26 protein-coding genes are annotated in these 24,916 nt (G+C 64.2%); 12 read left to right on the top strand and 14 right to left on the bottom strand.

Features of this window, described 5'->3' with window-relative positions:
• The first annotated feature begins 113 nt into the window (after positions 1-113).
• Positions 114-920 (top strand): aminoglycoside phosphotransferase family protein, encoded by an 807-nt coding sequence (locus P0D68_RS04605; protein WP_408294922.1) that lies wholly within the window; start codon positions 114-116, stop codon positions 918-920.
• A gap of 44 nt (positions 921-964) precedes the next feature.
• On the opposite strand, the gene P0D68_RS04600 is transcribed toward P0D68_RS04605, so the two are convergent.
• On the bottom strand, positions 965-1,297 hold the full coding sequence (locus P0D68_RS04600; protein ID WP_091809052.1) for a hypothetical protein: 333 nt from the start codon (positions 1,295-1,297) through the stop codon (positions 965-967).
• A gap of 250 nt (positions 1,298-1,547) precedes the next feature.
• Positions 1,548-3,059, bottom strand: coding sequence for a MocR-like pyridoxine biosynthesis transcription factor PdxR (pdxR, locus tag P0D68_RS04595; RefSeq protein WP_408294919.1), 1,512 nt, complete (start codon positions 3,057-3,059; stop codon positions 1,548-1,550).
• 109 nt (positions 3,060-3,168) lie between these two features.
• Between pdxR and P0D68_RS04590 the strand changes: the two genes are divergently transcribed.
• Complete coding sequence (locus tag P0D68_RS04590; RefSeq protein WP_408294917.1) at positions 3,169-3,909, top strand: GNAT family N-acetyltransferase; 741 nt, start codon at positions 3,169-3,171, stop codon at positions 3,907-3,909.
• A gap of 70 nt (positions 3,910-3,979) precedes the next feature.
• Here the strand turns inward: P0D68_RS04590 and P0D68_RS04585 are convergent, their stop codons facing one another.
• Positions 3,980-4,516: a GNAT family N-acetyltransferase gene (locus P0D68_RS04585; protein WP_408294914.1), complete on the bottom strand. Its 537-nt coding sequence runs from the start codon at positions 4,514-4,516 to the stop codon at positions 3,980-3,982.
• 231 nt (positions 4,517-4,747) lie between these two features.
• Here P0D68_RS04585 and P0D68_RS04580 point away from each other — a divergent pair, with 231 nt between their 5' ends.
• Entirely contained in the window at positions 4,748-5,416 is a 669-nt protein-coding gene (locus tag P0D68_RS04580) for a VC0807 family protein (RefSeq protein ID WP_408295214.1), read from the top strand.
• 9 nt (positions 5,417-5,425) lie between these two features.
• On the opposite strand, the gene P0D68_RS04575 is transcribed toward P0D68_RS04580, so the two are convergent.
• Positions 5,426-6,292: a LysR family transcriptional regulator gene (locus tag P0D68_RS04575; protein WP_091805636.1), complete on the bottom strand. Its 867-nt coding sequence runs from the start codon at positions 6,290-6,292 to the stop codon at positions 5,426-5,428.
• A gap of 124 nt (positions 6,293-6,416) precedes the next feature.
• Here P0D68_RS04575 and P0D68_RS04570 point away from each other — a divergent pair, with 124 nt between their 5' ends.
• From P0D68_RS04570 to P0D68_RS04540, 7 genes are all read left to right on the top strand, one after another.
• Positions 6,417-7,361, top strand: a complete 945-nt coding sequence (locus P0D68_RS04570) for an AEC family transporter (protein ID WP_408294911.1) — start codon at positions 6,417-6,419, stop codon at positions 7,359-7,361.
• Between the two features lie 123 nt (positions 7,362-7,484).
• Positions 7,485-8,339 carry an AraC family transcriptional regulator gene (locus tag P0D68_RS04565; RefSeq protein ID WP_408294909.1) on the top strand — a complete coding sequence of 285 codons (855 nt, stop codon included), beginning with the start codon at positions 7,485-7,487 and terminating at the stop codon, positions 8,337-8,339.
• Between the two features lie 172 nt (positions 8,340-8,511).
• Positions 8,512-9,477, top strand: a complete 966-nt coding sequence (locus P0D68_RS04560) for a quinone oxidoreductase family protein (RefSeq protein ID WP_408294906.1) — start codon at positions 8,512-8,514, stop codon at positions 9,475-9,477.
• A gap of 114 nt (positions 9,478-9,591) precedes the next feature.
• Positions 9,592-9,768: a DUF1427 family protein gene (locus tag P0D68_RS04555; protein WP_408185880.1), complete on the top strand. Its 177-nt coding sequence runs from the start codon at positions 9,592-9,594 to the stop codon at positions 9,766-9,768.
• Positions 9,769-9,960: 192 nt separating this feature from the next.
• Positions 9,961-10,539: a DUF4337 domain-containing protein gene (locus tag P0D68_RS04550; protein WP_091805624.1), complete on the top strand. Its 579-nt coding sequence runs from the start codon at positions 9,961-9,963 to the stop codon at positions 10,537-10,539.
• 61 nt (positions 10,540-10,600) lie between these two features.
• Positions 10,601-11,218: a LysE family translocator gene (locus P0D68_RS04545; RefSeq protein ID WP_408294900.1), complete on the top strand. Its 618-nt coding sequence runs from the start codon at positions 10,601-10,603 to the stop codon at positions 11,216-11,218.
• A 188-nt stretch (positions 11,219-11,406) separates the two neighbouring features.
• Positions 11,407-12,099: a class I SAM-dependent methyltransferase gene (locus tag P0D68_RS04540; RefSeq protein ID WP_408294899.1), complete on the top strand. Its 693-nt coding sequence runs from the start codon at positions 11,407-11,409 to the stop codon at positions 12,097-12,099.
• Between the two features lie 36 nt (positions 12,100-12,135).
• Here P0D68_RS04540 and P0D68_RS04535 read toward each other — a convergent pair whose 3' ends face one another.
• From P0D68_RS04535 to P0D68_RS04505, 7 genes are all read right to left on the bottom strand, one after another.
• On the bottom strand, positions 12,136-13,410 hold the full coding sequence (locus P0D68_RS04535) for an RNA polymerase sigma factor (protein WP_408294896.1): 1,275 nt from the start codon (positions 13,408-13,410) through the stop codon (positions 12,136-12,138).
• A 3-nt stretch (positions 13,411-13,413) separates the two neighbouring features.
• Entirely contained in the window at positions 13,414-13,821 is a 408-nt protein-coding gene (locus tag P0D68_RS04530) for a VOC family protein (RefSeq protein WP_408294893.1), read from the bottom strand.
• 126 nt (positions 13,822-13,947) lie between these two features.
• The gene (locus tag P0D68_RS04525) at positions 13,948-14,361 is read right to left on the bottom strand and encodes a YciI family protein (RefSeq protein ID WP_408294890.1); all 414 of its coding nucleotides are present in this window, start codon (positions 14,359-14,361) and stop codon (positions 13,948-13,950) included.
• Between the two features lie 147 nt (positions 14,362-14,508).
• Positions 14,509-14,862 (bottom strand): YciI family protein, encoded by a 354-nt coding sequence (locus tag P0D68_RS04520; protein WP_408185874.1) that lies wholly within the window; start codon positions 14,860-14,862, stop codon positions 14,509-14,511.
• A 269-nt stretch (positions 14,863-15,131) separates the two neighbouring features.
• Positions 15,132-15,605 (bottom strand): hypothetical protein, encoded by a 474-nt coding sequence (locus tag P0D68_RS04515; protein WP_408294886.1) that lies wholly within the window; start codon positions 15,603-15,605, stop codon positions 15,132-15,134.
• 870 nt (positions 15,606-16,475) lie between these two features.
• On the bottom strand, positions 16,476-16,748 hold the full coding sequence (locus P0D68_RS04510) for a DUF1488 family protein (protein ID WP_091805600.1): 273 nt from the start codon (positions 16,746-16,748) through the stop codon (positions 16,476-16,478).
• A 114-nt stretch (positions 16,749-16,862) separates the two neighbouring features.
• Positions 16,863-17,219, bottom strand: a complete 357-nt coding sequence (locus P0D68_RS04505; RefSeq protein ID WP_408468057.1) for a hypothetical protein — start codon at positions 17,217-17,219, stop codon at positions 16,863-16,865.
• 378 nt (positions 17,220-17,597) lie between these two features.
• Here P0D68_RS04505 and P0D68_RS04500 point away from each other — a divergent pair, with 378 nt between their 5' ends.
• Both P0D68_RS04500 and P0D68_RS04495 read left to right on the top strand, forming a co-directional pair.
• A complete protein-coding gene (locus P0D68_RS04500) occupies positions 17,598-18,071 on the top strand; it encodes a GNAT family N-acetyltransferase (protein ID WP_408294880.1) in 474 nt (157 codons plus the stop codon).
• Between the two features lie 35 nt (positions 18,072-18,106).
• A complete protein-coding gene (locus P0D68_RS04495; protein WP_091805594.1) occupies positions 18,107-18,457 on the top strand; it encodes a DOPA 4,5-dioxygenase family protein in 351 nt (116 codons plus the stop codon).
• A gap of 52 nt (positions 18,458-18,509) precedes the next feature.
• Here the strand turns inward: P0D68_RS04495 and P0D68_RS04490 are convergent, their stop codons facing one another.
• The 3 genes from P0D68_RS04490 to P0D68_RS04480 all read right to left on the bottom strand — a co-directional run bounded on the left by P0D68_RS04490 (position 18,510) and on the right by P0D68_RS04480 (position 24,649).
• Positions 18,510-18,821, bottom strand: coding sequence for a high-potential iron-sulfur protein (locus P0D68_RS04490; RefSeq protein ID WP_091805591.1), 312 nt, complete (start codon positions 18,819-18,821; stop codon positions 18,510-18,512).
• Positions 18,822-18,891: 70 nt separating this feature from the next.
• Positions 18,892-19,581 carry a nitroreductase gene (locus P0D68_RS04485; RefSeq protein WP_408294876.1) on the bottom strand — a complete coding sequence of 230 codons (690 nt, stop codon included), beginning with the start codon at positions 19,579-19,581 and terminating at the stop codon, positions 18,892-18,894.
• Between the two features lie 121 nt (positions 19,582-19,702).
• On the bottom strand, positions 19,703-24,649 hold the full coding sequence (locus P0D68_RS04480) for a response regulator (protein WP_408294873.1): 4,947 nt from the start codon (positions 24,647-24,649) through the stop codon (positions 19,703-19,705).
• Positions 24,650-24,916 lie beyond the last annotated feature (267 nt).

Raw genomic sequence — 24,916 nt, 5'->3', positions numbered from 1 at the left:
ACCATCAAACCGTTGGAGAAACCGTGCTCGCCGTCTGCCCGTATCCCGCTGACAGCAACATCGTTATATTCGACGAAGCAGTTCGCGCCGCCGCGCGAGGAAGGTGACGTTCGATGTTCACCGAGTACATCGTCAAATGGGACTTAAAGCAGGACGGCGAGCCGATTCGCACGCACAGCAGCCGGCTTCTCCCCGTGCGCCACCACGGCGTACCGGCAATGCTGAAAGTCGCCCAGGAGCCGGAAGAGAAATTCGGCGCGCGGTTAATGGTGTGGTGGGACGGCGAAGGCGCGGCCCGCGTACTCGCCCACGATGCGGACGCACTACTGCTCGAGCGCGCGCAAAGCAGCCACGCGCTGGCGGACATGGCGCGCACCGGCAACAGCGACGCGGACGACCGCGCGATCGACATTCTCTGCGCGACCGCCGCGCGGCTCCACAGGCCGCGGAACAAGCCGCTGCCCGATCTGATCGGTTTGCCACGCTGGTTCGAAAGCCTGTGGTCCGCTGCGCAAAACCACGGCAGCTGGTTGCAGGACAGCGCGGCCGTCGCCCGAGCGCTGCTCGCGGCTCCGCAAAATCCGGTGGTGTTACATGGCGACATCCATCACGGGAACGTGCTCGATTTCGGCCCACGCGGCTGGCTCGCTATAGACCCCAAAGGTCTCTACGGCGAACGCGGTTTCGACTACGCGAACATTTTCTGCAATCCGGACGAAGCGTCGGCGTTGCGACCTGGATGGTTCGAGCGTCGCGTCGAACGGGTCGCGCGACTGGCGGGCCTCGAGCGGCGCCGCTTGCTGGCATGGATACTGGCGTGGTCCGGTTTGTCCGCAGCGTGGATTCTCGAAACGGGCGAGACACCGGAAATCGATATGAAGATCGGCAAACTGGCTGCCGAAGCGCTCGAACGCGCGTAAGGCGAATCAGGGCGGCAACTCACGAGCCGCCGCCCCGGCGTCAGTCAGTGGGGCGCTTTGCCGTTGGGCACGGCGTCCAGTGGTTTGTGCTGTTCTTCACCGAGTCCGGGGAAGAACGCATTCCATGCGGCGCGCACGCCTTGGGCCGCGGTGGCCTCGGCGGCGATCGACTCGGCTTCGCCATCGGCGGCTTTCGATGGATCAGCGGATAGCCCGCGCCAATGCGTAAACACGAGCAGCGGTTTCTCGGTCCATACGCCGTCGCCATACTTCGCGAAAGCCGTGTCCCCGCTCGTCAATTGCACCTCGTACCAGCCTTCACGGACGGGCGTGTGGGCCGCAAGCTCAAACCACGCGGTCGGTTCGATTTCCTTCATGTCGTCTCCGGTCGGATAAATCGTCATAGATAACCACAGCAAAGGCATTCTTCATGCCCGGGCCGACAGCGGCCCGGCCGGCCCACGCCCTGAAGGCAATCCGCCTTGCAGGCATTGCCTGTCACACGATGTTGCAGTGCGGCGCGCGCGGCATGATTTGCGGGCGATCGGTCGATTTCAAACCGATCGAAATCGCCTCGCATAAACGACACGATAGCGCGACATGGCCCACGTGGACAAACTCAAAAAGTTACACGCGAAGCTTCGCGCTCGAGGCCTCGCTGGACAGGCGCTTCGGCTTGCCGTCCATCTTGGCCGCCAGCCCGGCCACCACGCCGACGGCGGGCGCCAGTTGCTCCGCGGGCGTGCTGCCATAGCCGATCACCAACCCGTTCGTCTCAGCGCGCGGCTGGAGCGCGAACCCCGATAGCGCGCGCGGATTGAGCCCTTTCGCAAGCGCTTGTTCACTGAGAGTTTGATCGCTTAGGCGCGCCGGCAAGCGCAGCGTCAAATGCATGCCGCAATTGCCGCCGAGGATTTGCGACGGCGCGAAATGCGCGGTGAGCGCGTCGCGCAACGCCTGCTGTCGCTCGCGATAGAGACGCCGCATGCGCCCCAGATGCCGCCCGAACTCGCCGCTCTCAATGAAATGTGCGAGCGCCAGTTGCTCCAGCCGGTGCCCGCCGCGCAGCATCTCCTGCAACGCGACGGCGGTATGCGCGGCGATCGGGCGCGGCAGCACCACGAAGCCGATGCGCAGCGCGGGAAACATCGTCTTGCTGAACGAGCCCACGTACAAAACCGGCGCGTCGTCGACCAGCCCTTGCATGCTGGCGATCGGCTCGCCGGTGTGGCGGAATTCACCGTCGTAATCGTCTTCGATCAGCCACGCGCCGCTTTGCCGCGCCTGAGCGATCAGTTCCAGACGGCGCGCCACCGAGAGCACCGAACCCGTCGGATACTGGTGCGCCGGCGACGTGTAGATCAGCTTGGGCGGCCGGGTGCGCCATGCGTCGGCGGGTGCCGCCATGCCTTCCGAGTCGACCGGGATCGGCACCGTGATCAGGTCGCCCTGATTGAAGGCCGCCTTCGCGCCGCGATAACCGGGATCCTCGACCCACGCGACATCGCCCGGATTGGTGAAGAGCCGCACGCACAGGTTCAGCGCCTCCTGCGCGCCCTCGGTGATCACCACCTGCGAGCCGTCGCAACGCACCCCACGCGCCATGCGCAGGTGAGCGGCGATGGCGTCGCGCAATGCCGGCTCGCCAGCCGGCGTGCCGTAGCCGAGCGCAAGCGGCAACGCGCGCTCCATGGACCGTTCGAGCGCGCGCCGCCACGCGGTCACCGGAAACCGGTCCAGTGCGGGCGTGCCCGGCGTTAGCGGCAAGGTGTTGTCCGTGTGGGTGAGCGTGGCCGCGAACTGCCCGACGCGCGCCGCGTAGGCCACCTCCGGCGCGGCAGGGTGTGTGCGCGGCTCGCCGCGCGCGGACGGGCTGGAGAGCGGGCTCACGCGTGTGCCTCGCTTGTCGGCGACCACGTAACCGACCGCGGCCAGATGCTCGTACGCGATCACCACGGTGTTGCGCGACACCCCCATTTCCTCCGCGAGCAGACGCGACGCCGGCAGCAGCGATCCCGCCGGCAAGCGCCCCGCGAGAATCGCCTGCTGCAAGCGCTCGATCAACTGTTTTTGCAGCGGTTCCGGCTTCGCTCCTCTGCCATCACTCGCGGATGCAAGCGGCCCAATGATTTCGATCATCGCTGCTGGACCTATCAAATGAGTTTGTCGTGGATCTTTTTAACATACCACGTTTGCCGTATCGTTCTTCATCAACGACGATCATTCGTAACCGAACAGGAGAAGATCCATGGAACCCAGACGCAACGCGTTCGATCAGCCAATCGGCGCCCCCGTGCCGGGCTGGAACGGCGCTCAGGCGCCCGGCCGCGAGCCGCTGGTGGGCCGCTATTGCCGGATCGAGCCGGTGGACGTGGAGCGCCACTCCGAGGACTTGTACGAGGCGTACCGCTCGGCCACCGACGGCAGCGACTGGACCTACCTGACGGTGGGTCCATTCGAGAGTCTTGCGGCTTATCGCGAGCATCTGACGCGCGCCGCCGCATCTGCCGATCCGCTGCACCATGCGGTGATCGATCTGGCGACCGGCAAGGCGGTCGGCACGCTGGCGCTCATGCGGATCGACCGTGCCAACGGCGTGATCGAAGTCGGCCACGTCACGTATTCGCCGCGTCTGAAGCGCACGCGCATCGCCACCGAGGCGATGTTCCTGCTGATGTCCCAGGTGTTCGACAAGCTGGGCTACCGGCGCTTCGAATGGAAGTGCGATTCGCTGAACGGTCCGTCGCGCACGGCGGCATTGCGCTATGGTTTTACGTTCGAGGGCATCTTCCGCCAGGCGATCGTGTATCGCGAACGCAATCGCGATACCGCGTGGTTTTCAGTTATCGACAGCGAATGGCCCGCGCTGCGCTCCGCCTATGCGCGCTGGCTCGACGCCGGCAACTTCGACCCGCAAGGCCAGCAGGTTGAACGGCTCGCGGATCTGATCGCAAAGCAGCGGGAGGCGGCGGGCAACGACCCGCAATGAAGCGCGTGTCGCGCCGGCCGGCACGCGGCTAGCGCGACACACCCGGCGGCGACGCGCGTCGTGCGCCGGTTCAGAGTTCGTGTGCGCCGCGACGCAGCACGATGGTCGGTTTGCCTTTGTACGTGGTGCGAAGTTGCTCGCGATAACCGCACTTGTGAGCAACGCGCAGCGACGGCAGATTCTCCGGCGCGACGATGCAGGCCGTTTCGCCGCCGGGCCACTGCTGATCGGCCCACTCCAGAGCGGCAAGCACGGCTTCCGTTGCGTAGCCGTGGCCGTGTACGGCCGGATCCAACGCCCAGCCGACTTCAGGCGTGCCGATCAATGACGGCTCGATCTCACGATGGTAGTCGGCAAAGCCGACTTCGCCGAGAAACCGGCCGCTCTGCTTGTCCCGCACGACCCAATAGCCGTAGCCGAGCATCGCCCAGTGTCCGGCGTAGCGCAGCAGACGCGCCCAGACCTCTTCGCGCGTGAACGGTTTGCCGCCGATGTAGCGAATCACTTCGGGATCGGACCACATCGCAAAGCTATCGAGAAAATCGTCGCGCGTGTGCGGGCGTAGGGATAGGCGGGAGGTAGTGAGAAGCGTCGGACGGGTAGACATTGCGTAAGAGCGGATCGTGGTTGAAGTGGCTCGGCAGGCAGTGCGCTCGATCATCGCAGATTTTTTCCGCGCGAGGGGCGTGGCCAAAATCCGGACCGAGCGCGCCGCAAGCTATGGCAGGAGAAGAGACTTCGCCATACACTCCCCGATACGTCCGCGCACACGAGTCGACGCGATAAACACATCGACAACGGCATGCGCTGCATCGCCCCGCTCACCACCGGTCTGTCGATGAAACATCGCCTGCGCTACCTCACCGCGCTGATCGTGAACGTCGCCTTGCCCTGGCTCGCCTACCGGCTCGCCCTCCCGCACTGGGGCCACCTCGGCGCGCTAGCCGCCTCGGCATTGCCGCTGCTCGCGTGGATGAGCCTCGACCTGCTGCGCTATCGCCATTTCGACGCGCTCAGCGCGATCGTGCTGGTCGGCATCGTGCTTTCCATACTGGCCACGGGCGCGGGCCTCGCCAGCAACGCCCGGCAGCGCGCGATCGAAGAACCCATGGTGTCCGGCATGATTGGCGTGTCATTCCTGATATCGCTCGCGCTGCCGCGGCCGTTGGTGTTTTATCTCGGCCGCTCGACCATGTCGCGCGAGGATCATCGCAGCGTCGAGAGCTTCGAGCGGCATTGGCGCGAGCGTCCCACGCTCGTCGCCTATATCCGCTTGATGACGCTCGTGTGGGGCATCGGCATGACGGGCGAGAATCTCCTGCGCAGTCTGATCGTCTGGCAATGGGCAGACGACCCGCGCTCGGCCATCGCCTCCAACGTGCTGAGGTACGGCGTCTACGCCGGCCTGACGGCCTGGACTTTCTGGTGCCGCCGGCTCATCAAACGCGATGCGCTGCGCTATCCGGACGACGCCGTGGACCAGGCAACCCCGCTCGCGAGTCGATAAGCGCCGCGTTCACGCCAGTTCGAGAAAGCGCGCCAGACACGGATTGCGATTGGCCGGCGACCACGCCAACACCTGTTCGATCAGCGGCGCATCGACCAGCGGCCGGAACACCACACCCGCGAGTTGCGCCTTGCGCATCGACGCCGGCACCAGCGCCACGCCCACCCCTTCGTCGACGAGGCTCAGCACTGTTTGCTGCAACTGCACTTCGAAGCGTATGTCGGGTTCGAAGCCGCCAGAGCGGCAATGCTCGACGATCGTCGCGCGCAAAGTGGGCGCCACGTCCTCGGACGCGAGCACGAACGGCTCGCCCGCCAGTTGCGCGATCTTCAGACGCCGCGCGCGCGATCGTGGATGACTGCGCGACAGCGCAACGCACAAAGGCTCGCTGAGAATCGTGCGTGTGGCGAGCCCCTTGTCCGGGATAGTCGGGAACATGATGGCCGCGTCGATATGGCCGGCGAGCACCTGCTCGGCGAGGTCGTTCGAGACGACTTCACGCAGGTGCAGCGCGACCTCGGGAAATGCCGCGCCAAAAGCCCGCGCATAGCCGGGCACGACGTTATAGGCCGCGCACATCGTGAAGCCGATAGCGAGCTTGCCCGCATCGCCCTGCGCGGCAGCTTGTGCGTTGCTGACGGCTTGCTCCACGGCGGCGAGGATCGCCTTCGCGTCGGCGTAAAAACGCTCGCCCGCGGCGGTCAAGGTGACGCTGCGCGGACTGCGCTCCACCAGCGTGACGCCGAGGCTCGCCTCCAGCGCCGCCAGTTGCCGGCTCAACGGCGGCTGCGACAGGTTCAGACGCGCCGCCGCCCGGCCAAAATGGCGCGTTTCGGCAAGCGTCACGAAGTAGCGCAGCGGCTTGATATCGATCACGATGCTCTCGCGCGAAATGACAATGCAAAAAAGGTATTGTCGGGCACAAAAAACGGTATTGGATTGTATCAACGCTAGCCACTACGCTGGCGGATCGCCATGTCTTCCCGAGATTTTTTCGCCGATGTTAGCCACCCTCGAAATCCTGCTTCCTGTCTTCGGACTGATTTTCGCGGGTTTTGCATGTCGCCGGCGCAACGTGCTCGGGCCGAACTCGGCCTCGGAACTGAACCGCTTCGTGGTCTGGCTGGCGCTGCCGGCGTTGCTGTTCGACATCATGGCGCACGCCACCTGGCAGCAGCTCTATCAGCCGGCCTTCGTCGCTACTTTTTCGATTGCGTGCGTCAGCGTGTTCGTGCTGATTCTCGCGATACGCTTGCTGAGCGGCCGGCACCTCGCCGATGCAAGCGTCGATGCAATCGCGGCGTCGTATCCGAACACCGGTTACATTGGCTTCCCCCTGGGACTGATCGCGTTCGGCCCGGCCAGCCAGACGCCGACCACGATCGCCACGATCCTCGTCGCCTGTGTGCTGTTCGCACTTGCGATCGTGCTGATCGAGGTGGGGCTGCAGAGCGAGCGCACGCCGCATAAGCTGGCGTTGAAAGTGCTGGGCTCGCTGGCGCGCAATCCGCTGATCGTGTCGCCGATTGTGGGCGTGCTGTTCGCCAGCCTGCATGTCGCGTTGCCGGCAAGCGTCGAGACCTTCCTGAAACTATTGGGCGGCGCGGCGAGCCCGTGCGCGCTGGTGAGCCTCGGCTTGTTCCTCGCGGAAAAACGCTCATCCGAAGCCGGCACACGCGGCATTTCCTGGTTACTGACCGGGGTCAAGCTGCTGGTGCAGCCGGCGCTGACGTGGTGGTTCGCGGCGCGCGTGTTCGGACTCTCGCCCACGCTGGTCGAGATGGCCGTCGTGCTGGCCGCGCTGCCCACCGGCACCGGCCCGTTCATGCTCGCCGAGTTCTACGAACGTGAAGCGCACATCACCTCACGGACAATCCTGCTGTCCACCGTCGGCTCCGTCGCGACCCTGTCCTTGCTGTTGATGTTGATGGGCCATCGGACCTAAGCGCAGCTGAACGCGCCGGCCGGCACGCAAACATACGTAGGCCCGCGCCTCGCGTTATGCTTCGAACACGGACCGCCGCGGTCCGCGATCCGCTTGCGCGAAGCCGACCCGAACCGACCCGCCGTGCCGAAAGCCCGCCCACCCGAACTGCATGACGACGCCGACGCCCGTTCGCTCGCGCGGCACTATCCGCGCGGGCTGCGCATCGACCCGCACTCGCACACGTGGGCGCAGGTGCTGTACGCGGTATCGGGCGTGATGTGGGTGGAAGTCGGCCGCGAAGCACTGGTCGTGCCGCCGCAACGGGCGGTCTGGCTGCCGGCCGGCACGCTGCATTCCATCCACATGATGAGCGAAGTGGAAATGCGCAACCTCTACCTTCACGAGCGCAACGTCGGTCACCTGAGCCGGCGCAGCGACGTGTTCGAAGTGAACGGCCTGCTGCGCGAACTGATCACCTCGATCGCGGAACACGAGGGCACCGGCGCACGCGATCAAACCTATCTCGACGCCGCGTACCGTCTCGCCATGCTGGAACTCGGACACGCGCCGCGCTCGTCGCTGCGCATCGCGCTGCCCGATGCTTCGGACCGGCGGCTCGAGGCGCTATGCCGCGCGGTGATCGACAACCCGTCGATCGCCATCAGTTTCGAGCAGCATGCGGCTTCGGTCGGAGCGAGCGTGCGGACGCTGGCGCGGCTCTTCACGCGGGAACTGGGTATCGGCTTTGCCGAATGGCGCCGCCAGGTGCAACTGGCGGTGGCCGTCTCCTGGCTCGCCGAAGGGCGGCCGGTCAGCAGCGTCGCGCGCTCGCTCGGTTTTCAGCCGAGCAGCTTCAGCGACATGTTCCGCCGCGAACTCGGCGCGCCGCCCACCGGCTTCGATCCGAGCGGCACATTGAGCGAAGCGGCTTCCGTTGTCTCACCCGAACGCAAACCCGAACCCCAACCCGAACCGGCGAACACACGTCCCGGCTGATTACTCGTCGCGCGTATCTTCTGCGCATCGTGCGCATGCAGACCCAACGCCTTGTCCGATATTCGAAAGTCTTTGTCTCAACGCCTTTGTGCCGGTCACCTAGACTACGTTCAATCTGCTGCGCGAAATAGCCCGCAATCCAGCAGCCCCCTCTTGCATGGAGCGACACACGATGAAAGCCGTCCAGTTCAAATCCTTCGGCAGCCCCGAAGTGCTCGAATACGTCGATCTGCCCACGCCGCAAGCCGATGCGGACAACGTCGTCGTGCAGGTCAAGGCGGCCTCGGTGAATCCGAGCGACGTTAAGAACGTCTCCGGACATTTCGGGCACACGGTTTTGCCCCGTACGCCAGGGCGTGACTTCAGCGGCGTGGTGGTGGACGGCCCGCAAAACTGGCTCGGCGCCGAAGTGTGGGGCACCGGCGGCGATATCGGCTTCACGCGCGACGGCACGCATGCCGAATTCATCAAGGTGCCGCTCGCGGCACTGTCGCGCAAACCCAAAACACTGAGCCACGCCGAAGCGTCCGCCATCGGCGTGAACTTCGTGGTCGCATGGCTCGGCACGGTCGAGTACGCGCATCTGCAAGGGGGCGAAACCATCGCGGTGATCGGCGCGGGTGGCGGCGTGGGCGGCGCGGTGGTGCAGATCGCGAAAGCACACGGCGCGCGGGTGATCGCCGTGGACCGTCATCCACTCGACGCGGATACGCCGGCGGGCCGCCTGATCGACGACTACGTGCCGCTCGACGAAAACGTCACCGATCGCTTGAGAGCGCTGACCGGCGGCGCGGGCGCGGACGTGGTGTACGACACGGTCGGCGGCGTGGCCTTCGAGACCGCATTGAACCTCGTCAAGCGACGCGGCCGCGTGCTGGAAATCAGCGCGACGGGCAAGCGCCGCGTCGAGTTCGATCTGATCGACTTCTATCACAACGAGACCCAGTTGCTCGGTGTGGATAGCGCGAAGCTCGGCGTCGCCGACTCGGCGCCGTTGATGACAGCGCTGGTCGAGGGTTTCGAAACCGGCAAGCTGACCGGGCCGGTGATCGCGCAGGCCTTCCCGCTCGAGCGCGCGCGCGAAGCGTACGACGCCGTCGCCAGCGGCACGCGCGGCCGGGTCGTCATCACGATGTAGTCGCCGTCGCGGCCGGCGGGCGTGGCGGCCCGTTTTCACGTGGCTTTTCACGTGGCTTTTCACGTGGTTTTTCGAGTGGTCTGTCACGCGGCTTCTCACCTGGGTACAACAGTCATGAAAGCGTATTTGATCTCGCTGGCCGCCGGAGCGGTGGTCGGCCTCCTCTACAGCGTAATGGAAGTGAAGTCGCCCGCGCCGCCGACCGTCGCGCTGGTCGGACTGCTCGGCATGCTGGGCGGCGAACATGTGATTCCGTTCGTCCGCACCTGGCTGGCCGCGGGCGTTCACTGACCTGCTTCAAGCCGCCGCGCGTTGCTTGCGCTGAAGTCAGCGCATCGATCGAGTCAAGCCAACCCGGACACTTCTTCAGGCTCGCCAGGCCATCCCCTTTTCCGTCACCGTGCGTCACACGCTAAGATTGAGGCCCAACGGGCCGGTGCGCTGCCCGGATATGACAAGAAAAGCTTCGCCTCGGAGAATCAGATGCCTGAAGAATACGAAGTACATGGTCCGCACGACCATGCCGTGGAACACGCCGGCCATCACGACGCGGACCCGTTCGCAAGCCGCATGGCCGTGATCACGGCCATCCTCGCAACGATTGGTGCGCTGTGCGCCTATCAGAGCGGCAACAGCGAAAACCTCGCGCTGTACTACAAGAACGAAGCCGCGATCAAAAAGACCGAAGCGTCGAACCAGTGGAACTATTACCAGGCGAAGGGCGAGAAGCAGAACCTCGCCGAACTCGGCGCGGCGCTCTCCGCCGCGAATACCGACGCGCATGCGAAATTCCTCGCCGACGTCGATAAATACAAGCAGCAGAAAGAGCCGATCCGCGCGAAGGCTGAAGCCATAGAAAAGGAAGTCGTCGATAACGACGTGAAGAGTGAAACGCTTCTGCACGGCCATCATCGTTGGGCACAGGCTACCACGCTGATCCAGGTGGCGATCGCCCTGTGCGCCATCACGTTGCTGACCCGCAAGAAGTGGCTGCGCAATCTCTCGTTCGTGGTGGCGGGAGCGGGCGTGATCACCGGCGCCCTGGCGTTTTTCTCGGCTTGATGGATCAAGGACCGCACAGCCGCCGTGGTTGGCTGCGCGGCGCAAATGAAGGGAGTGAAGCGTGATTGATGGGTCCGCCGTTCTAGGCGTTTTTTCGGTGTATGTGGCCGGCGTGGTGATCCCCGGCCCGAACTTCGTCGCGGTCGCGCATAAGGCCGCATCGGCGACGCGAGTCGAAGCGCTCGCGATGGTCGCCGGCATCGTGCTGGTCAATCTGTTCTGGGCAAGCTGTGCGATTCTCGGCGTCGGCATCGTGTTCACGGCTTTTCCGTGGCTCGCGCTGGCAGTCAAGGTGGCCGGCGCCGGCTACCTGATCTGGTTCGGCGGACGTCTGATCGTCAATGCATCGGCGGGCAAGCCGGCTGGCAGCATGCATGCGACGACTGGCGGTTTCCGTCAGGCATTCGCGCAAGGCTTTGCCACCAACATCGCGAATCCGAAGTCGATGGCGTTCTTCGCCGCGGTGTTCTCCTCCGCCATGCCGGCGCACGTCGGCGTCGGCACGTTTGCCGCGATGCTCGGCATGGTGTGCGTGGTGGCAAGCAGCTGGTACGGGTTCGTTGCGCTCACCTTGTCGCACGCGCGGATTGCCAGCGCCTATCGCCGCTGCAAGGCATGGATCGACCGCATTTGCGGCGGGCTGATCGTCGCGTTGGGTGTGCGTCAATTGATACGATAGCTTCAGCAGTCCCTAATCTCGAGACGCGTGTTAAATACTGTTTTGCACGCAGTCTCGCCTCCATCAGCGCCAGCAATAAAGAGATAAGCACGGCGCAGCTTCATGACATAAATTAAGGATGCCGTATTACTGTTCGCACCCCTACAGCGAACGTCACATCCGGCACGATCTGTCATGGAGGAATCGCTGTGAGAGAAACTATTGATCCGTCAGACGAGGTGACGACCGCCAACCTCGAAGCAAACATTCTCCTTCCCCAGCTCGGCTGCCCGGCAGGCAAGATCGGCATAGCGGTCGGCGACATGCTGGAACGCTTGAATCGCGCGGTTATCGAAACGGCATTCGATCTGCTCGATCTGCACGCAAACGAGCGCGTGCTCGAAGTTGGCCTCGGCAACGGCGGGCATATCGCCTACGTGCTCGATCAGGCCGCGAGGCTGCGTTTCACCGGTATCGATCTATCGCCTACCATGATCGCCGTCGCTCGTTGCCGCAACGCGGCTTTCGTGCGCGACGGCCAGGTCAGGCTCGAAACCGCCGACGTCACCGCCATGCCGTTCGCCGCCGCTTCGTTCGACAAGGCCGTTACGATCAACAGTACGTACTTCTGGCCCGACCTGACCGCCGGCCTGGCGGAGATTCGCCGCGTGTTGCAAGTGGACGGCACGCTGGTGATCGCGGCCATCACGCCGGGTGCCGCGATTGAGATGCCGTTTGCCGAGTACGGCTTCACGGTGCATGACGCAACGGCGCTGGAGGCCGCCTGCGTGGCCGCGGGTTTCGATCGGATCGGCATCACCCGCTTCGTCGAACCGCTCAGCGACCCGCCGCAGCAGTATGGCCCGCGGGAGTTCTATCTGCTTAGGGCGTGCGCCGTCTGATACGGCGGCTTGCATCGGCGCTTTACGCGGCAAGACTCAATGTGCAATGCCGCGCGCACGCTCGAGCAACAATTCGCGCTCACGCGCATTGCGCGTCATACCGGCCGCACGTTCGAATTCGGCACGCGCCTCATCCACGCGGCCGAGTTTCGCCAGCAGATCGCCACGCACGCTCGGCAACCAGTGGTAGTTCGCGAGCGCGGCATCGGTTGCCAGCACGTCGACGATCTCCAGTCCGGCAGCCGGGCCGAACGCCATGCCGACCGCCACCGCGCGATTCAACTCGACCACCGGCGACGGCGCCACCTGTGACAGCGCGTCATACAACGAGACGATCTGCACCCAGTCGGTATCGTCCGCGCGACGCGCACGCGCATGACACGCTGCAAGCGCCGCCTGCAGCGCGTAGGGGCCGCTCGCGCCGCCCAACGCATGCGCGCTGTCGAGCGCGGCGAGCCCGCGACGGATCAGCAGTGGATCCCAGCGGCTGCGATCCTGATCGAGCAGCAGCACGGGGCGGCCTCGCGCATCCGTGCGTGCATGCGTGCGCGACGCCTGAATTTCCATCAGCGCGACAAGGCCATGCACTTCGCTCTCATCCGGCACGAGACCGCTCAGCACGCGGCCAAGCCGCAGCGCTTCCTCGCATAGCGCCGGACGCATCCAGTCGTCGCCGGCAGTGGCCGAATAGCCTTCGTTGAAAATCAGATAGATGACTTGCAGCACCGAGGCGAGCCGCGGCGCGCGCGCGTCCGCCTGGGGCACTTCGAACGGCACTTTGGCGGCCGAGAGCGTGCGCTTGGCCCGCACGATACGCTGCGCGATGGTCGGCTCCGGCACGAGAAACGCGCGCGCGATTTCGTCCGTGGTGAGGCCGCCGAGCAGGCGCAGGGTGAGCGCGACGCGCGCGTCGGTGGACAGCACCGGATGGCACGCGGTGAACACCAGCCGCAGCAGGTCGTCGCCAATATCGTCGGCGCGAGCGGCATCGAGGGCATCGACGAAATCGGGCACGAGATGAGCCTCCAGCGCGTCGAGATCGTGACCCAGCTCCTGATGCTTGCGGGCATGCAGCGCTTCCTGCCGCAAGCGGTCGAGGGCGCGGTTCTTTGCGGTCGCCATCAGCCACGCTCCAGGATTGTCGGGCACGCCCGCGTCGGGCCAATGTTCGAGCGCGGCCACCAGGGCGTCTTGCGCCAGTTCTTCGGCGAGCCCCACGTCACGCACGATTCGCGCGACGTGGGCGATGACCTTGGCGGATTCGATCCGCCAGACTGCCTCGATGGCACGGTGAGTGGCTGCCGTGGTCACGCGTCAGCCCGCCGCCTTGGCGTTCGGGTCCATGTAGATGAGCTCCCAAATGTGGCCGTCGATATCTTCGAAGCCATGCCCATACATGAAACCATAATCCTGCGGCGCGCGCGGTATCGCGCCGCCCGCGGCGAGCGCTCGCGCGACCAGCGCATCCACCTCTTCCCGGCTTTCACAAGACAGGCCCACCAGCGCCTCCGTGCTCTCCTTCGCGTCGCACAGCGATTTGCGCGTGAACGACTTGAACAGGTCCTTGACCAGCAACATCGCGTAGATGTTTTCGCCGAGGATCAGACAGGCCGCCTGCTCATTCGTGAATTGCGGCTCGAACTTCAAACCGATCGCGCTGAAAAAGGCCTTCGACCGTTCGAGGTCATTCACCGCGAGATTGACGTAGATCTGCTTATGCATGTTGGAGTCCATTGATGAGGTGGCGGTCGCACGGCTCTCACCACGCACTACGCTCAGTGCGCCCGTTGCGCCAGTTGCGCCGCGTCAGCAGCCCTGCGCCGCGTTCAGCGCGTTTCCGTTCCCGCCTCAGCGTTTGCCGGCTTCCAGTTCGCGGAACCGGTCCAGCTCGGGGCCGGGCTCAAAGTCGTCGAGTTCGAATAACTGACGCACTTCGATTTCGCCGTCGGCTTGCTCGCCGAACGGCGCCGGAAAACGCCGCGCCCATTCCATGGCTTCTTCACGCGAGCGCACCTGGATCAGCGTGTAGCCGGCAACGAGTTCCTTGGTTTCCGCAAACGGGCCGTCGACCACCGAACGCTTGCCGCCGCTGTAGCGTATGCGCCAGCCTTTAGAACTCGGTTGCAGACCGGTGGCGTCGAGCAGCACGCCGGCTTTCGCCAGTTCTTCGTGGTACGCGCCCATTGCGGCCATGAGGGACGCTTCCGGCATCTCGCCGGCTTCGCTCGCGGCCGTCGCTTTTACGAGGATCATGAATCGCATCGCCGTTACTCCAATTCGTTGTAAGAGGGAAAGCCGCACAAACTGGGAGGCTTCTTACTCACACGACGAGCAACGCGCGGCCGGATCGACACGCCTGCCGACCCACCAGGGAAAACCCCGAGACAACGCTATCGATGCGCGTATCGCCTAGGCGAAACAAGGTCCGAGCTTGCGGACTTCGACGGTGCACCACGTGGCCGCCGGGCAGGCTTGGGCGATAGCCACGGCTTCTTCACGGGTATCGCAGTTGAGGAGGAAGAACCCGCCGATCATCTCTTTGGCTTCGGCGAACGGGCCGTCGAGCAGTTTCGGCTGGCCGTCGCGGACCTGCACGCGGACCGCGTCGCTTGCGGACGTGAGCGACTCGACCGCGACCAGTTTGCCGCGCTCTTTCAGATCGGCGGCGAAACGGACCATCTGGTCGTAGACTTCGCGGCCCGCAGCTTCACCGCGTTCAATGCGTTGATTCGGGGGTTCGACGATGAGCAGCATATAGGACATGGCGTCTCCGATTGATCGCGTCGCAAACGTGAACGCCCTGGAAGCGTAAGAGGAGAAATCGCGCTCACGGCCGGTTGGCGAGAGGCAGTCTAACAAGCGCGGATGACTCCAGCAAACCAGATGCGGCGCTGTCATGGCTGCGCAAAGGGCGCCTTACGGAGACTCGTAATATCCGCACGTCGATGCGAGGTTTGAAAAAAAACGCCCCATGGGGGCGTTTCATTTGCGCGAACTAGAAAGGAAAGAGCCTAACCAGGCCACCCTGCTCCTCAGGCAGCAGCTTCTGCAATCGCCTGAACCTGCGCGGACCTCATCAGTCCTTCAATCATTTTCGCTTCCGCGCTCGCAATCTCGCTCAACGATGCCACGGACAGTTGCGCGTCGAGAATCTCCAGCGCCGTGCACAAGCGGGCGTATTCGACGTCTTCCAAAGCCCATGCGCCTTCGCCGATGTCACGCGCGTCGAGCTGAACCATCGCGGCATGTGCGCTTTCAATGTCGGCAAGCGCGTCCTCGCCGAGACCGAGCCGCGCAAGCTCTTGCGACACCAGTAAATGCCGGCTCAAGGTCATGTGCAGATTCCGCGAGCCGTGGCCGTGGCGAAATGCATCGAGGGCGGTGTAGCACTGCAGAAGCATCGCCGCGGTGACCGGCTCATGAGCGGTGCGGCTATAGGTCAGCGCACGCAACAGCGGGGACATGGCCGGCTGGTTGTGCTTGCGGACTCGCGATTTACTGGACATATCGGTTCAACCTCCTTCTCTAACTCTCGGCTTCGCCACCGGATTCTTGCGTTCAACGGCGGCAATCGCCGCCGATACGCCGGCGGCTCGACAGGCCCGAAGCGAGTCTGTGTGGCCATCATGGCAAGCAACTATTAAGACAGACTTAAACGACCTCAAGTCCTGTTTAGATGCAGCGTGCGTCACAGCGCGCAGCCGGCCGCTTGTCCGGTGCCGCCGCAAAAAACGCAGTGCAACGCCGGCATATCGGTTCGAACCCGCCGATTGCAAGCCTTGCCGCGCAACGAGACGAAAAAAAACCCTGTTCCCGCGAAGGAACAGGGTCGGACAGGATGGAACAGTCGTACTCGCGCGTGGATGCTTGCCGACCTTCACCACCACAAACTAACAGAGTTGCTACTTGAACTACATCTGCGAAAAGCTGTTGTTTCTTGAACTACTGCTGCATCACAGCCGGGTCCTTCGCCTTCAACATCGCCTGACTGCAACCCCCTGCTGATTCACGCGCTACTTCATGGATCGCGCGCCGTTTGCATTGCTTCTCTTACCTACTGCTTTACTGCCCTGCCGCGTACCACAACCGCGGCAAACTGCCATCAACGGTACGGTTCAAAACAACGCGGGGGAAGACCGCGTCGATGGGCTCGGTGATTTGTCGCGCCATGGAAAACAGTGTATGCCGGCACTTGCGAATGCAATTGCGCGAAGCGAGGGGAATTGGCAGGCCAGTTTGGCGAATCGGCGTAACAGGCCGATTTCCTCAGACATGAGCGACGGCGCCTTCGCCGTCGCTAGTTCATTTTTGAGTGGGTGCGATTAACCGACGCGACACCGCGCGGACAACTCTCGCGCTCCCGTCGGGCCGGGTCATCAACCTCGAGCGACGAAGTCGCTGATCGTCAGCAGCACTTTTTCGCCCGGCCGCGCCAGCATCTTTCTCTCCGCCACGGCGGTGATGCGTTTGCGCCCGTCCGCGAAAGTCTTCAATACGCGCTCCTCGCCGGCGTCGCGTTGCAGCCAGAAATGCTGCTCCAAGGCCTCACGCGTGACGGCGCACTCAAGGTCCCGTCCTCGCGTCGAAAGCTGGAAAATCACCGCGCGTCCGTCTGCCGAGACGCTTGGCTCAAGCTCGATAATCTCCATAGCCCACCTCGCAAAGTTCGTTAAGCCGCTCGCCGAGTTGAACGAACGACACCGAAAGAAACTGAATACACACGCAAAGCCACGCGCTGAGTTTTTCGGCTGATCAAATGCACCCTATCGCGCCACGGCCGCGCTCGTTGTGAGCTGAGCCATTGTCGCGTGAACCGGCGCGTGCGTCGACAGCGTCAACGGCATATGCGACGGTCGGCGCGCTGAACCGATCAACCAGCGCGGACGTTTCGCGCAGAACTCATGCAGCAATGCATTCAACCCTTCCGTCATGGCTTGCGTGCTACTGCGCACGCCGCGCGATGCGGACGAAATCGCAAACCAGGAATGCGGCGGCCGAAGCTCGTGGCAAATGCCGCGCGCATCGACAAAGCGCAGGCAACCGGTGTCGGGATAAAAGACGAGCGTCATCGCGTCGCCGTCGACCCCGTGCGTGACCATGTGTGGTTTCGTATTCAGCATTTTCGTTTGTTATGCCAGGTTGGCGTATTTTTGTTGACGGTCCGGCTTCGAGGCCGCCCGCGCCAGCAATTCGCGCATGAGGCAAAAGCAAAGCGCATGCCAATGAGGGCACAACGCGTCGCGTGAACCGAGGCGACTGCAACGCGACCTGACGACAGCGTGCCTCTGGCGCGCCGCAAATGCCGATCGCGCCTGAGGCACGCCACGCGACAGCATGCGATTGCGCGGCGGCGCGGACCGCCAACTGGCGGCATCGGCGCGACTGGCGCACGGCAAAGTCGAGAGGCACACACATAACCGCGTGGTAAAAAAGCGCTGCTGGCGCGACAATTCACGACCATTCTTACTAGCCGCCGGCACACCGGCAACGTGACCAACATGCCCGCTCAAGAACCCGGCTTCACCCTGCGCCCGGCGCTGGACTCGGACATACCCTTCCTGTTCGAACTGCGCAAGGCGACCATGACTGAGCACCTCGCGCGCGTTGGCGAACCGTCGGACGATACCGAGCATCGCGCGCGTCTGCTGCATCGTTATGACACGGCGCGCGTCATTTGCATCGACGGCGAACCGGCCGGTTTGCTCAAGGCGCATCGCACCGGCGCCGAATGGGTCGTCGTGCAATTGCAGATCACGCCGGCACTTCAGGGGCGCGGCATCGGCGAACGCGCGCTGCATTGGGTGTTGCGCGCCGCGCAGGCCGACGCATTGCCGGTCACCCTCAAGGTGCTCAAAGGCAATCCCGCGATGCGGCTCTACGAGCGGCTCGGCTTCGAGATCGTCGGCAAAGATGGGAGACAGTTTTACATGAGGCGCGCGCCGCGCGCGTCGGCGGAAATTGAAGCAGAATGAATGTCGGATAAAGACTGATACGTAACGGACCTGCCATGACCTTTCGCGACACTTCCGCCATCGCTAGCTGGCACGCCCATGTGTATTTCGATGCGAGCACCCGCGACGCCGCGTGGACCTTCCGCGAGCAGATCGAAGCGCACTGGAGCGGCAAGCTGCAAATGGGCCGCTTTCACGAGCGCCCGGTCGGACCGCATCCCATGTGGTCGTATCAGCTTGCATTTACGCAGGACCAGTTCGCCGATCTGGTCGGCTGGCTCACGCTGAATCACGGCTCGCTGGATATCTTCCTGCACCCCAACACCGGCGACGCACTGCGCGATCACCGCGACGCCGCCGTATGGATCGGCCATTCGCACGAACTGGTGCTGAGCGCGCTCGGCTAACCGCCTCGAACGCGGCGCGCAGCGAATCGCACGACGCGCCGCCGCTTGCGGTTCACATATTCGAATACGAACTGCACCAGCCGCGCGCGGCGACCTGTTTGTCGCCGAACAGCGTGCAGCCGCCGTATGTATCGGTGGCTTTGCCCTGGAACAGCGAGCAGTTGCCGCAATTCTGTCCGGCGGTGTAGCCGGGGAATTTCGCCTTGTCGACCTTGGAAGCGTCCTCCTTATAGCCGACGGCTTGCGCCTTCGGATCGGCTTCGCTGAGCGTATTCGCGGTCTCGGCGAAAGCGGTACGGGCGAGTGCGAGCGCTGAGCCCGCGCTCACGCCCAGCAGCAGAAAATGGCGGCGCGATGTTTTCATATGGGTCCGATGGAAAGTGGGAGGCGTGCCTCGATCGCGATCAAGTGCAATCAAGTGGGATCAAGCGCCGTCAATCGAGAAATCGCGTGAACCGCTCAACCGGTTCACGCTCGGTGCGCAACGTGTTGACCAGCGCGCTTTCGTCGGCGAAACCGAGGGACATGCCGCACACCAGTTGTTCTTCGGGCGGCAGGCCGAGGTGTGCCGCAATCACGCGATGAAACGGCGTAAACGCAGCCTGCGGACAGGTATCGAGACCACGTCCGCGCGCGGCCGTCATGATCGCCTGCAGGAACATGCCATAGTCGAGCCAGCTGCCGCGCTCCAATACCCGGTCGATGGTGAAGAACAAGCCCACCGGTGCGCCGAAGAAGCGGTAGTTCTGCGCATGCTGCTCATGCATGCGCGCCTTGTCGCCCTTCCCGATACCGAGCAGGCCATACAGATCCCAGCCGATTTTGCGGCGCCGGTCGATGTACGGTGACACCCATTGATGCGGGTAGTACGGATACTCTTCCTGGTACAGCGCGTCGCGCTGCGGGTCGTCGTGGGCGGCGAGCAAGGCCCGCGAGAGGCGCGCGAGCGACTCGCCCGTCACCACATAGACTTTCCACGGTTGCGTATTGGTGCCCGACGGCGCGCGGCTGGCGGCTTCGAGAATGGCTTCGATCTCGCCGCGTGGCACCGGTGTAGGCAGAAAGGCGCGAATGGAACGCCGCGTGATGAGCGCGGTGTCGACGGCGTTATCGGATGTGGTCATCGGCGGATTCCGGCAGAGCCAACGGTTGTGGCGGTCTGCGGGAATTCTAGCGCGAGCGCCGCCTTCTCCGCTGACAGGCCGGCAACTGCCGGCCTGCTTCAACAGGTCTAACGCGGCGGCCTCAGCCGAGCGGCGTTTTCAGCGCATCGATGAGATCGAGCAGATCATAGGGCTTGCGCAACAAGATGGCCTGCGGCAAGACCTTGCGCTGCTCCGGCGTCAGCACGAGGTCGTAGCCGGTCAGAAAGATCACGCGCAGATCGGGCCGCTCGCCACACACCTCCAGCGCCAGATCGATGCCCGACTTGCCCGCCAGCCCTACGTCGGTGAGCATCACGCTGATCGCATGTTCGCTGAGAATCTGCCTGGCGTCGTGCTCGCCTTCGGCCTCCAGAATGTCGAAGTCGAACGTGCGCAGCAATTCGGCGGTGCTCGCGCGAATCAGTTCGTCGTCTTCCACCAGCAGAATCCTTGGCCGCGTCTGAGCCGCGAAACTGCCGGCGCTATCCGGCATGGCAGGCGGATCGACCTCGAGAAGATGCTGCTCGGCCTCGGCGATTTCGGCCGCCAGTGGATTCTGCGTTTGCAGCACGTATCGGACTTTGCGCGCCAATGCTTCGTGCGTGTAGGGCTTGCTGAGCAATTCGATGCCTTCATCGAGCCGCCCGGAATGCACGATCGCGTTGTCCGTATAGCCCGACGTGAACAGCACCGCGATCGCGGGCAACCGTTCGCGCGCCTTGCGGGCGAGTTCGGTGCTGCGCAGCGGGCCGGGCATTACCACATCGGTGAACAGCAAGTCGATCGGCACGCCGCTTTCGACGATCGCGAGCGCGCTTTGCGCGTCTTTCGCTTTCAGCACGCGATAGCCGAGATCGGACAGCATTTCGACCACCGTCGTGCGCACTTCCTCGTCGTCCTCCACCACCAGAACCGTTTCCGCGCCGCCCTTTGCGGGACCGGCGTCGATATTCGTTTCGAGGTCTTCCTGCTGGCGCACCCGCGGCAGATAGATGCGAATCGTCGTACCGTGCCCCTCCTCGCTGTAGATCTTCACATGCCCGCCCGACTGCTTGACGAAGCCATACACCATGCTCAAGCCGAGGCCGGTGCCCTGACCTTCGGGCTTGGTCGTGAAGAACGGCTCGAACACGCGTTCACGGACTTCCGGCGGCATCCCGGCGCCCGTGTCGGTGACGGCCAGCATCACGTACTGGCCCGGCGTGACCTCCGCGTTGCGCTTGGCGTAGGCGTCGTCGAGCGCGGCGTTGCCGGCTTCGATCGTGAGCTTGCCGTGGCCGTTCATCGCGTCGCGCGCGTTGATCGCGAGGTTCAGCAGCGCGTTCTCGACCTGGAAGGGATCGACCAGCGTATTCCACAAGCCGCCCGACACGATCGTTTCGATTTCGACGCCGTCGCCGAGCGCGCGTCGCAACATGTCGTCGAGCCCGCGCACGAAGCGGCCGAGATTGACGACCTTCGGCGCGAGCGGCTGACGCCGCCCGAACGCCAGCAACTGCGAGGCGAGGTTCGCGCCGCGGGCCACGCCCGCCAGCGCATTGCGCACGCGCTGCTCGGGCTTCTCGGAACCGGCGACGTCTTTCGCCAGCAGTTGCAGATTGCCGCCTATCACTTGCAGCAGATTGTTGAAGTCGTGCGCGACGCCGCCCGTGAGCTTGCCGATCGCTTCCATCTTCTGCGCCATGCGCAGCGCTTCTTCGGCGTGGCGCAGCGCCTCGGTGGTTTCCTTGTCGGCGGTGACGTCGCGGCCCACGCCGTGAATGCGCGCCGTGTCGGGATCGAGCGCGAGCGTCCACGCGACCCAGCGCCACGTACCGTCGATCCGCTTGAAGCGGTTTTCATAGCGCACCGGCACGCCCGTGCGACGCAATTCGGCGAGATGCGTGCTGACGACCGCGACATCGTCCGGGTGAACCAGGTCGACGTAGGAACGTGACATGAGCCAATGCATGTTATGGCCGAGCGCATTGCTCCACGATGGACTCACGCGCTGCAAACGGCCTTCGATATCGGCCACCACCAGTAGATCTTCGCTCAACTCCCACAGACGGTCGCGGTCCGCCACCGTCTCGATCACACGGCGCTCCAGCGTTTCGTTCAGATCGTGCAGCGCGCTTTGCGCTTTGGCGCGCTCGGCGATTTCGCTTTGCGCGGCCTGGTACAGACGCGCGTTGTCGATGGCAATGGCCGCTTGCGCGGCGATACCGGCCACGATCCGCTCGGCGCGTTCGGTGAACACGCCAGGCTCCGGATGGCCGAAGAACAGGCCGCCGACCACCTCCCCGCTACGCGACTGCACGGGCGTGGCCAGATAGCTGCGCACCTTCAGGTGGCCTTCCGGCATGCCACGATGCGGCACGTTATGGCCATAACGCGGATCCTGAGTAATGTCGTCGACGCGAACGATGCCTTCGCCCTTGAACGTCGGCGCGAACACCGCCGTGTTGCGCGGCATCGGAAAGCCCGCGAACGCTTCCTTCGGCACACCGGACAGCGTGTACAGCATGTAGCTGCCGCCCTTGTCGTCGAGCACGTTATAGAAGAACGAACCGAACGCGGCGCCGGTCAGTTCGGTAGCCGCGTCCGTCACGATCTGCACTGCGCGGTTCAGATCGAGTTCGGCCGCCACCGTCGAGCCCACGCGATTGAGAATCTCCAGCGTGCGCGATTCCTCGCGCAGCTTCATCTCGGTCTCGCGGCGCAAGCGGGCGAGTTGCAGGTTGCCCGACACGCGGGCCAGCAGTTCGCGCGCCGAGAAGGGTTTGGTCAGATAGTCGTCGGCCCCGTGCTCGATGCCGTCCACGCGCGCTTCCTCGCCCGCGCGGGCGGACAGCATCAGCACCGGCGTGTCGCGCAGGTCCGGATCGGCGCGCAGTGCACGCAGCAGGCCAAAGCCGTCAAGGCGCGGCATCATTATGTCGGAGAGCACCAGATCGGGACGCTCCTCGCGCGCGGCTTCGAGCGCGGCCTGGCCGTCGGTCGCAAGACGCACGTCGTGCCCTGCCGCACGCAAGATGCGGCTCATGTACTCACGCAAGTCCGCATTGTCGTCGACGACCAGGAGCCGCGCGGCAGAGACCGGCGCGGCGTCGGGCGACACCTCGCCGGCCGGCGTCGCATCGATTGGCGCATCGGTGAGGATTTCGTTCTCCGGACTCCAGCGCAACGCGGCATCGACATAGGTGCGCGCGTGTTTGCTCATGGCGGCATGCACGGCTGAGTCTTCGGACTGGGGCTGCACGGCGCCACGCGGCAGCGAGACGGTGAAGCACGCCCCCTGGCCCAGCGCACTGTCGACCCGCACCGTACCGCCGTGCAGCTTCACCAGTTCCTGCACCATCGCGAGCCCAATGCCACTGCCTTCGACCGAGCGTCCTGGCGCGCCCGCCACGCGATGAAAGCGCTCGAAGAGGCGCGGCGCTTCTTCTTCGGCAATACCGATCCCGCTATCCGTCACGCTAACCTCGACGCCACCGCCAACGACCTCACGAACCGCGACACGAATCGTGCCGAAGAACGTGAACTTGTAGGCGTTGGACAGCAGGTTCATCACGACCTTTTCCCACATCTCGCGGTCGAGTTGCACGACCACGGGCGTGGCCGGAATCTCCACCTCGAGCCGCAGGCCCGCTGTTTCGATCGCGGACTGGAACAGCGACGCGAGTTCGGCCGTGAACGACGCGATATCCGTGGGTTGCGGGTGGCTCTGCATGCGTCCCGCTTCGATGCGCGAAAAATCCAGCAGCGCGTTAACGAGCTTGAGCAGCCGCAAGCCGTTGCGATGCGTGATCTCGATCAGCGCGCGGTCCTCGATATCGCTGCCCATCCGCGCGTTGTCGCCGCTCGCGGCAAGTTGCGGCTTGGCGAGCAGTTCTTCGAGAGGGCCGAGCATCAGCGTCAACGGCGTACGAAATTCGTGGCTGATGTTGGAAAAGAACGTGGTTTTCGCGCGGTCGATTTCAGCCAGCGCCTCCGCGCGCCGCCGCTCTTCCTCATAAGCGCGCGCGTAGCCGATCGCCGCGCCGATCTGGCCGGCGCTCAGATTCAGGAAGCTGCGATAGGCGTCGTCGAAAAGGCGGCAAGGATTCAGGCCGGCGATCAGAACCACGGCTTGCGTCGCCTCGCCGCCGGGCGACACCGGCAGAACGACCGCCTGCTGCGGCGCGAGATGCCACGGCCCGCGCGGCATCTCGGTGCCGAATCGCTGCGTCAAATCACGCACCAGCTGCGGCGCCTGCATCTCCATCACGTCGCCGACCGGCCAGAGCGAGTCGCCGTCGAGCTTGATTGTCCGCGGCGCCGCCGGGTGATCCGGCTCGATGCCGCTCGAACCGACCAGCGTGGCCGTGTCGCCGCCGGGTTCGGCGGCGTACAGCAAGGCGAATGGAAGATCCTGCGGATTGGACCGCAAGGCACGCGCGCTGAGCTTGCACGCTTCGCGCCAGTCGCGGCCGTCGGGGCTGACCGCCGCGAGTTCCTTCAGAAGCGCCAACTGCCGCTCTCCGACCACCTGTGCGGTGCCGTCGCTGTTGGCGCAGATAATGCCGCCGGGTTCGCCGTCATCGCCGGGAATGGGGCTGTACGAGAAGGTGTAATACGTCTCCTCGGGAAAGCCGTTGCGCTCCATGATAAGCAGCTTCTGTTCGACGAAGATGCCTTCCGCGCCGGCCAGCGCGGTATTCAGAAGCGGCTCGATATCGGTCCAGATTTCGCGCCAGACGACCTTGGTCGGTTGACCGAGCGCGACCGGATGCTTGCCGCCGATGATCGATTTGTACGGGTCGTTGTAAAAATAGATCAGCTCGTCGCCCCAACCAATCCAGATCGGCTGACGCGATGTGAGCATGATGCGGATCGCGATCTTCAGCCCTTGCGGCCAGGTGTCGGGCGCGCCGAGCGCCGTCTGCGTCCAGTCGTAGGCGCGGATGAGCGCGCCCAGTTCGCCGCCGCCGGCAAGGAATGACGGCGCGGCGAGGTCGGCGGGCAATGCATCCGATAAGAAGCGGTCCGGCTCGTTCAACGCGATCTCCTCGACGCGGTGGCTCATAGTCGTGCGGACCGCGATTGCAAAAGCGGTGCCTGATCCAATGGATAGCCAACGTTAACGCGCAATTGATGTAGCGCGATTCTCGCACGTAGACGGATGCCGGAGGAAGTTGAGACGACGCGCGGAGCGGGCCTTTCGCCGCGCCGGAGAGCGTGTGCCGAACGGAACGCTGGCAGCGTGGAAGGGATACTGCGAGGGGAGCTTGAACTGCCGGTAAAACGTACCTCGGTGCAACGCTCGGGAAAGACGATCTTCCCGAGCGCGAGT

This window comes from Paraburkholderia sp. RL17-380-BIE-A (assembly GCF_046028085.1).
In the GTDB taxonomy this organism is placed as follows: Bacteria; Pseudomonadota; Gammaproteobacteria; order Burkholderiales; family Burkholderiaceae; genus Paraburkholderia.
This window is presented reverse-complemented; position numbering and strand designations above follow the sequence as displayed.

Coding starts and splice junctions, on each gene's coding strand:
- P0D68_RS04570 (WP_408294911.1), top strand. CDS start 6,417: ATGTTAGCCACCCTCGAAATCCTGCTTCCTGTCTTCGGACTGATTTTC.
- P0D68_RS04580 (WP_408295214.1), top strand. CDS start 4,748: ATGAAACATCGCCTGCGCTACCTCACCGCGCTGATCGTGAACGTCGCC.
- P0D68_RS04530 (WP_408294893.1), bottom strand. CDS start 13,821: ATGCATAAGCAGATCTACGTCAATCTCGCGGTGAATGACCTCGAACGG.
- P0D68_RS04500 (WP_408294880.1), top strand. CDS start 17,598: ATGCCCGCTCAAGAACCCGGCTTCACCCTGCGCCCGGCGCTGGACTCG.
- P0D68_RS04490 (WP_091805591.1), bottom strand. CDS start 18,821: ATGAAAACATCGCGCCGCCATTTTCTGCTGCTGGGCGTGAGCGCGGGC.
- P0D68_RS04560 (WP_408294906.1), top strand. CDS start 8,512: ATGAAAGCCGTCCAGTTCAAATCCTTCGGCAGCCCCGAAGTGCTCGAA.
- P0D68_RS04555 (WP_408185880.1), top strand. CDS start 9,592: ATGAAAGCGTATTTGATCTCGCTGGCCGCCGGAGCGGTGGTCGGCCTC.
- P0D68_RS04520 (WP_408185874.1), bottom strand. CDS start 14,862: ATGTCCTATATGCTGCTCATCGTCGAACCCCCGAATCAACGCATTGAA.
- pdxR (WP_408294919.1), bottom strand. CDS start 3,059: ATGATCGAAATCATTGGGCCGCTTGCATCCGCGAGTGATGGCAGAGGA.
- P0D68_RS04590 (WP_408294917.1), top strand. CDS start 3,169: ATGGAACCCAGACGCAACGCGTTCGATCAGCCAATCGGCGCCCCCGTG.
- P0D68_RS04550 (WP_091805624.1), top strand. CDS start 9,961: ATGCCTGAAGAATACGAAGTACATGGTCCGCACGACCATGCCGTGGAA.
- P0D68_RS04600 (WP_091809052.1), bottom strand. CDS start 1,297: ATGAAGGAAATCGAACCGACCGCGTGGTTTGAGCTTGCGGCCCACACG.
- P0D68_RS04495 (WP_091805594.1), top strand. CDS start 18,107: ATGACCTTTCGCGACACTTCCGCCATCGCTAGCTGGCACGCCCATGTG.
- P0D68_RS04585 (WP_408294914.1), bottom strand. CDS start 4,516: ATGTCTACCCGTCCGACGCTTCTCACTACCTCCCGCCTATCCCTACGC.
- P0D68_RS04480 (WP_408294873.1), bottom strand. CDS start 24,649: ATGAGCCACCGCGTCGAGGAGATCGCGTTGAACGAGCCGGACCGCTTC.
- P0D68_RS04510 (WP_091805600.1), bottom strand. CDS start 16,748: ATGGAGATTATCGAGCTTGAGCCAAGCGTCTCGGCAGACGGACGCGCG.
- P0D68_RS04525 (WP_408294890.1), bottom strand. CDS start 14,361: ATGCGATTCATGATCCTCGTAAAAGCGACGGCCGCGAGCGAAGCCGGC.
- P0D68_RS04505 (WP_408468057.1), bottom strand. CDS start 17,219: ATGCTGAATACGAAACCACACATGGTCACGCACGGGGTCGACGGCGAC.
- P0D68_RS04515 (WP_408294886.1), bottom strand. CDS start 15,605: ATGTCCAGTAAATCGCGAGTCCGCAAGCACAACCAGCCGGCCATGTCC.
- P0D68_RS04605 (WP_408294922.1), top strand. CDS start 114: ATGTTCACCGAGTACATCGTCAAATGGGACTTAAAGCAGGACGGCGAG.
- P0D68_RS04485 (WP_408294876.1), bottom strand. CDS start 19,581: ATGACCACATCCGATAACGCCGTCGACACCGCGCTCATCACGCGGCGT.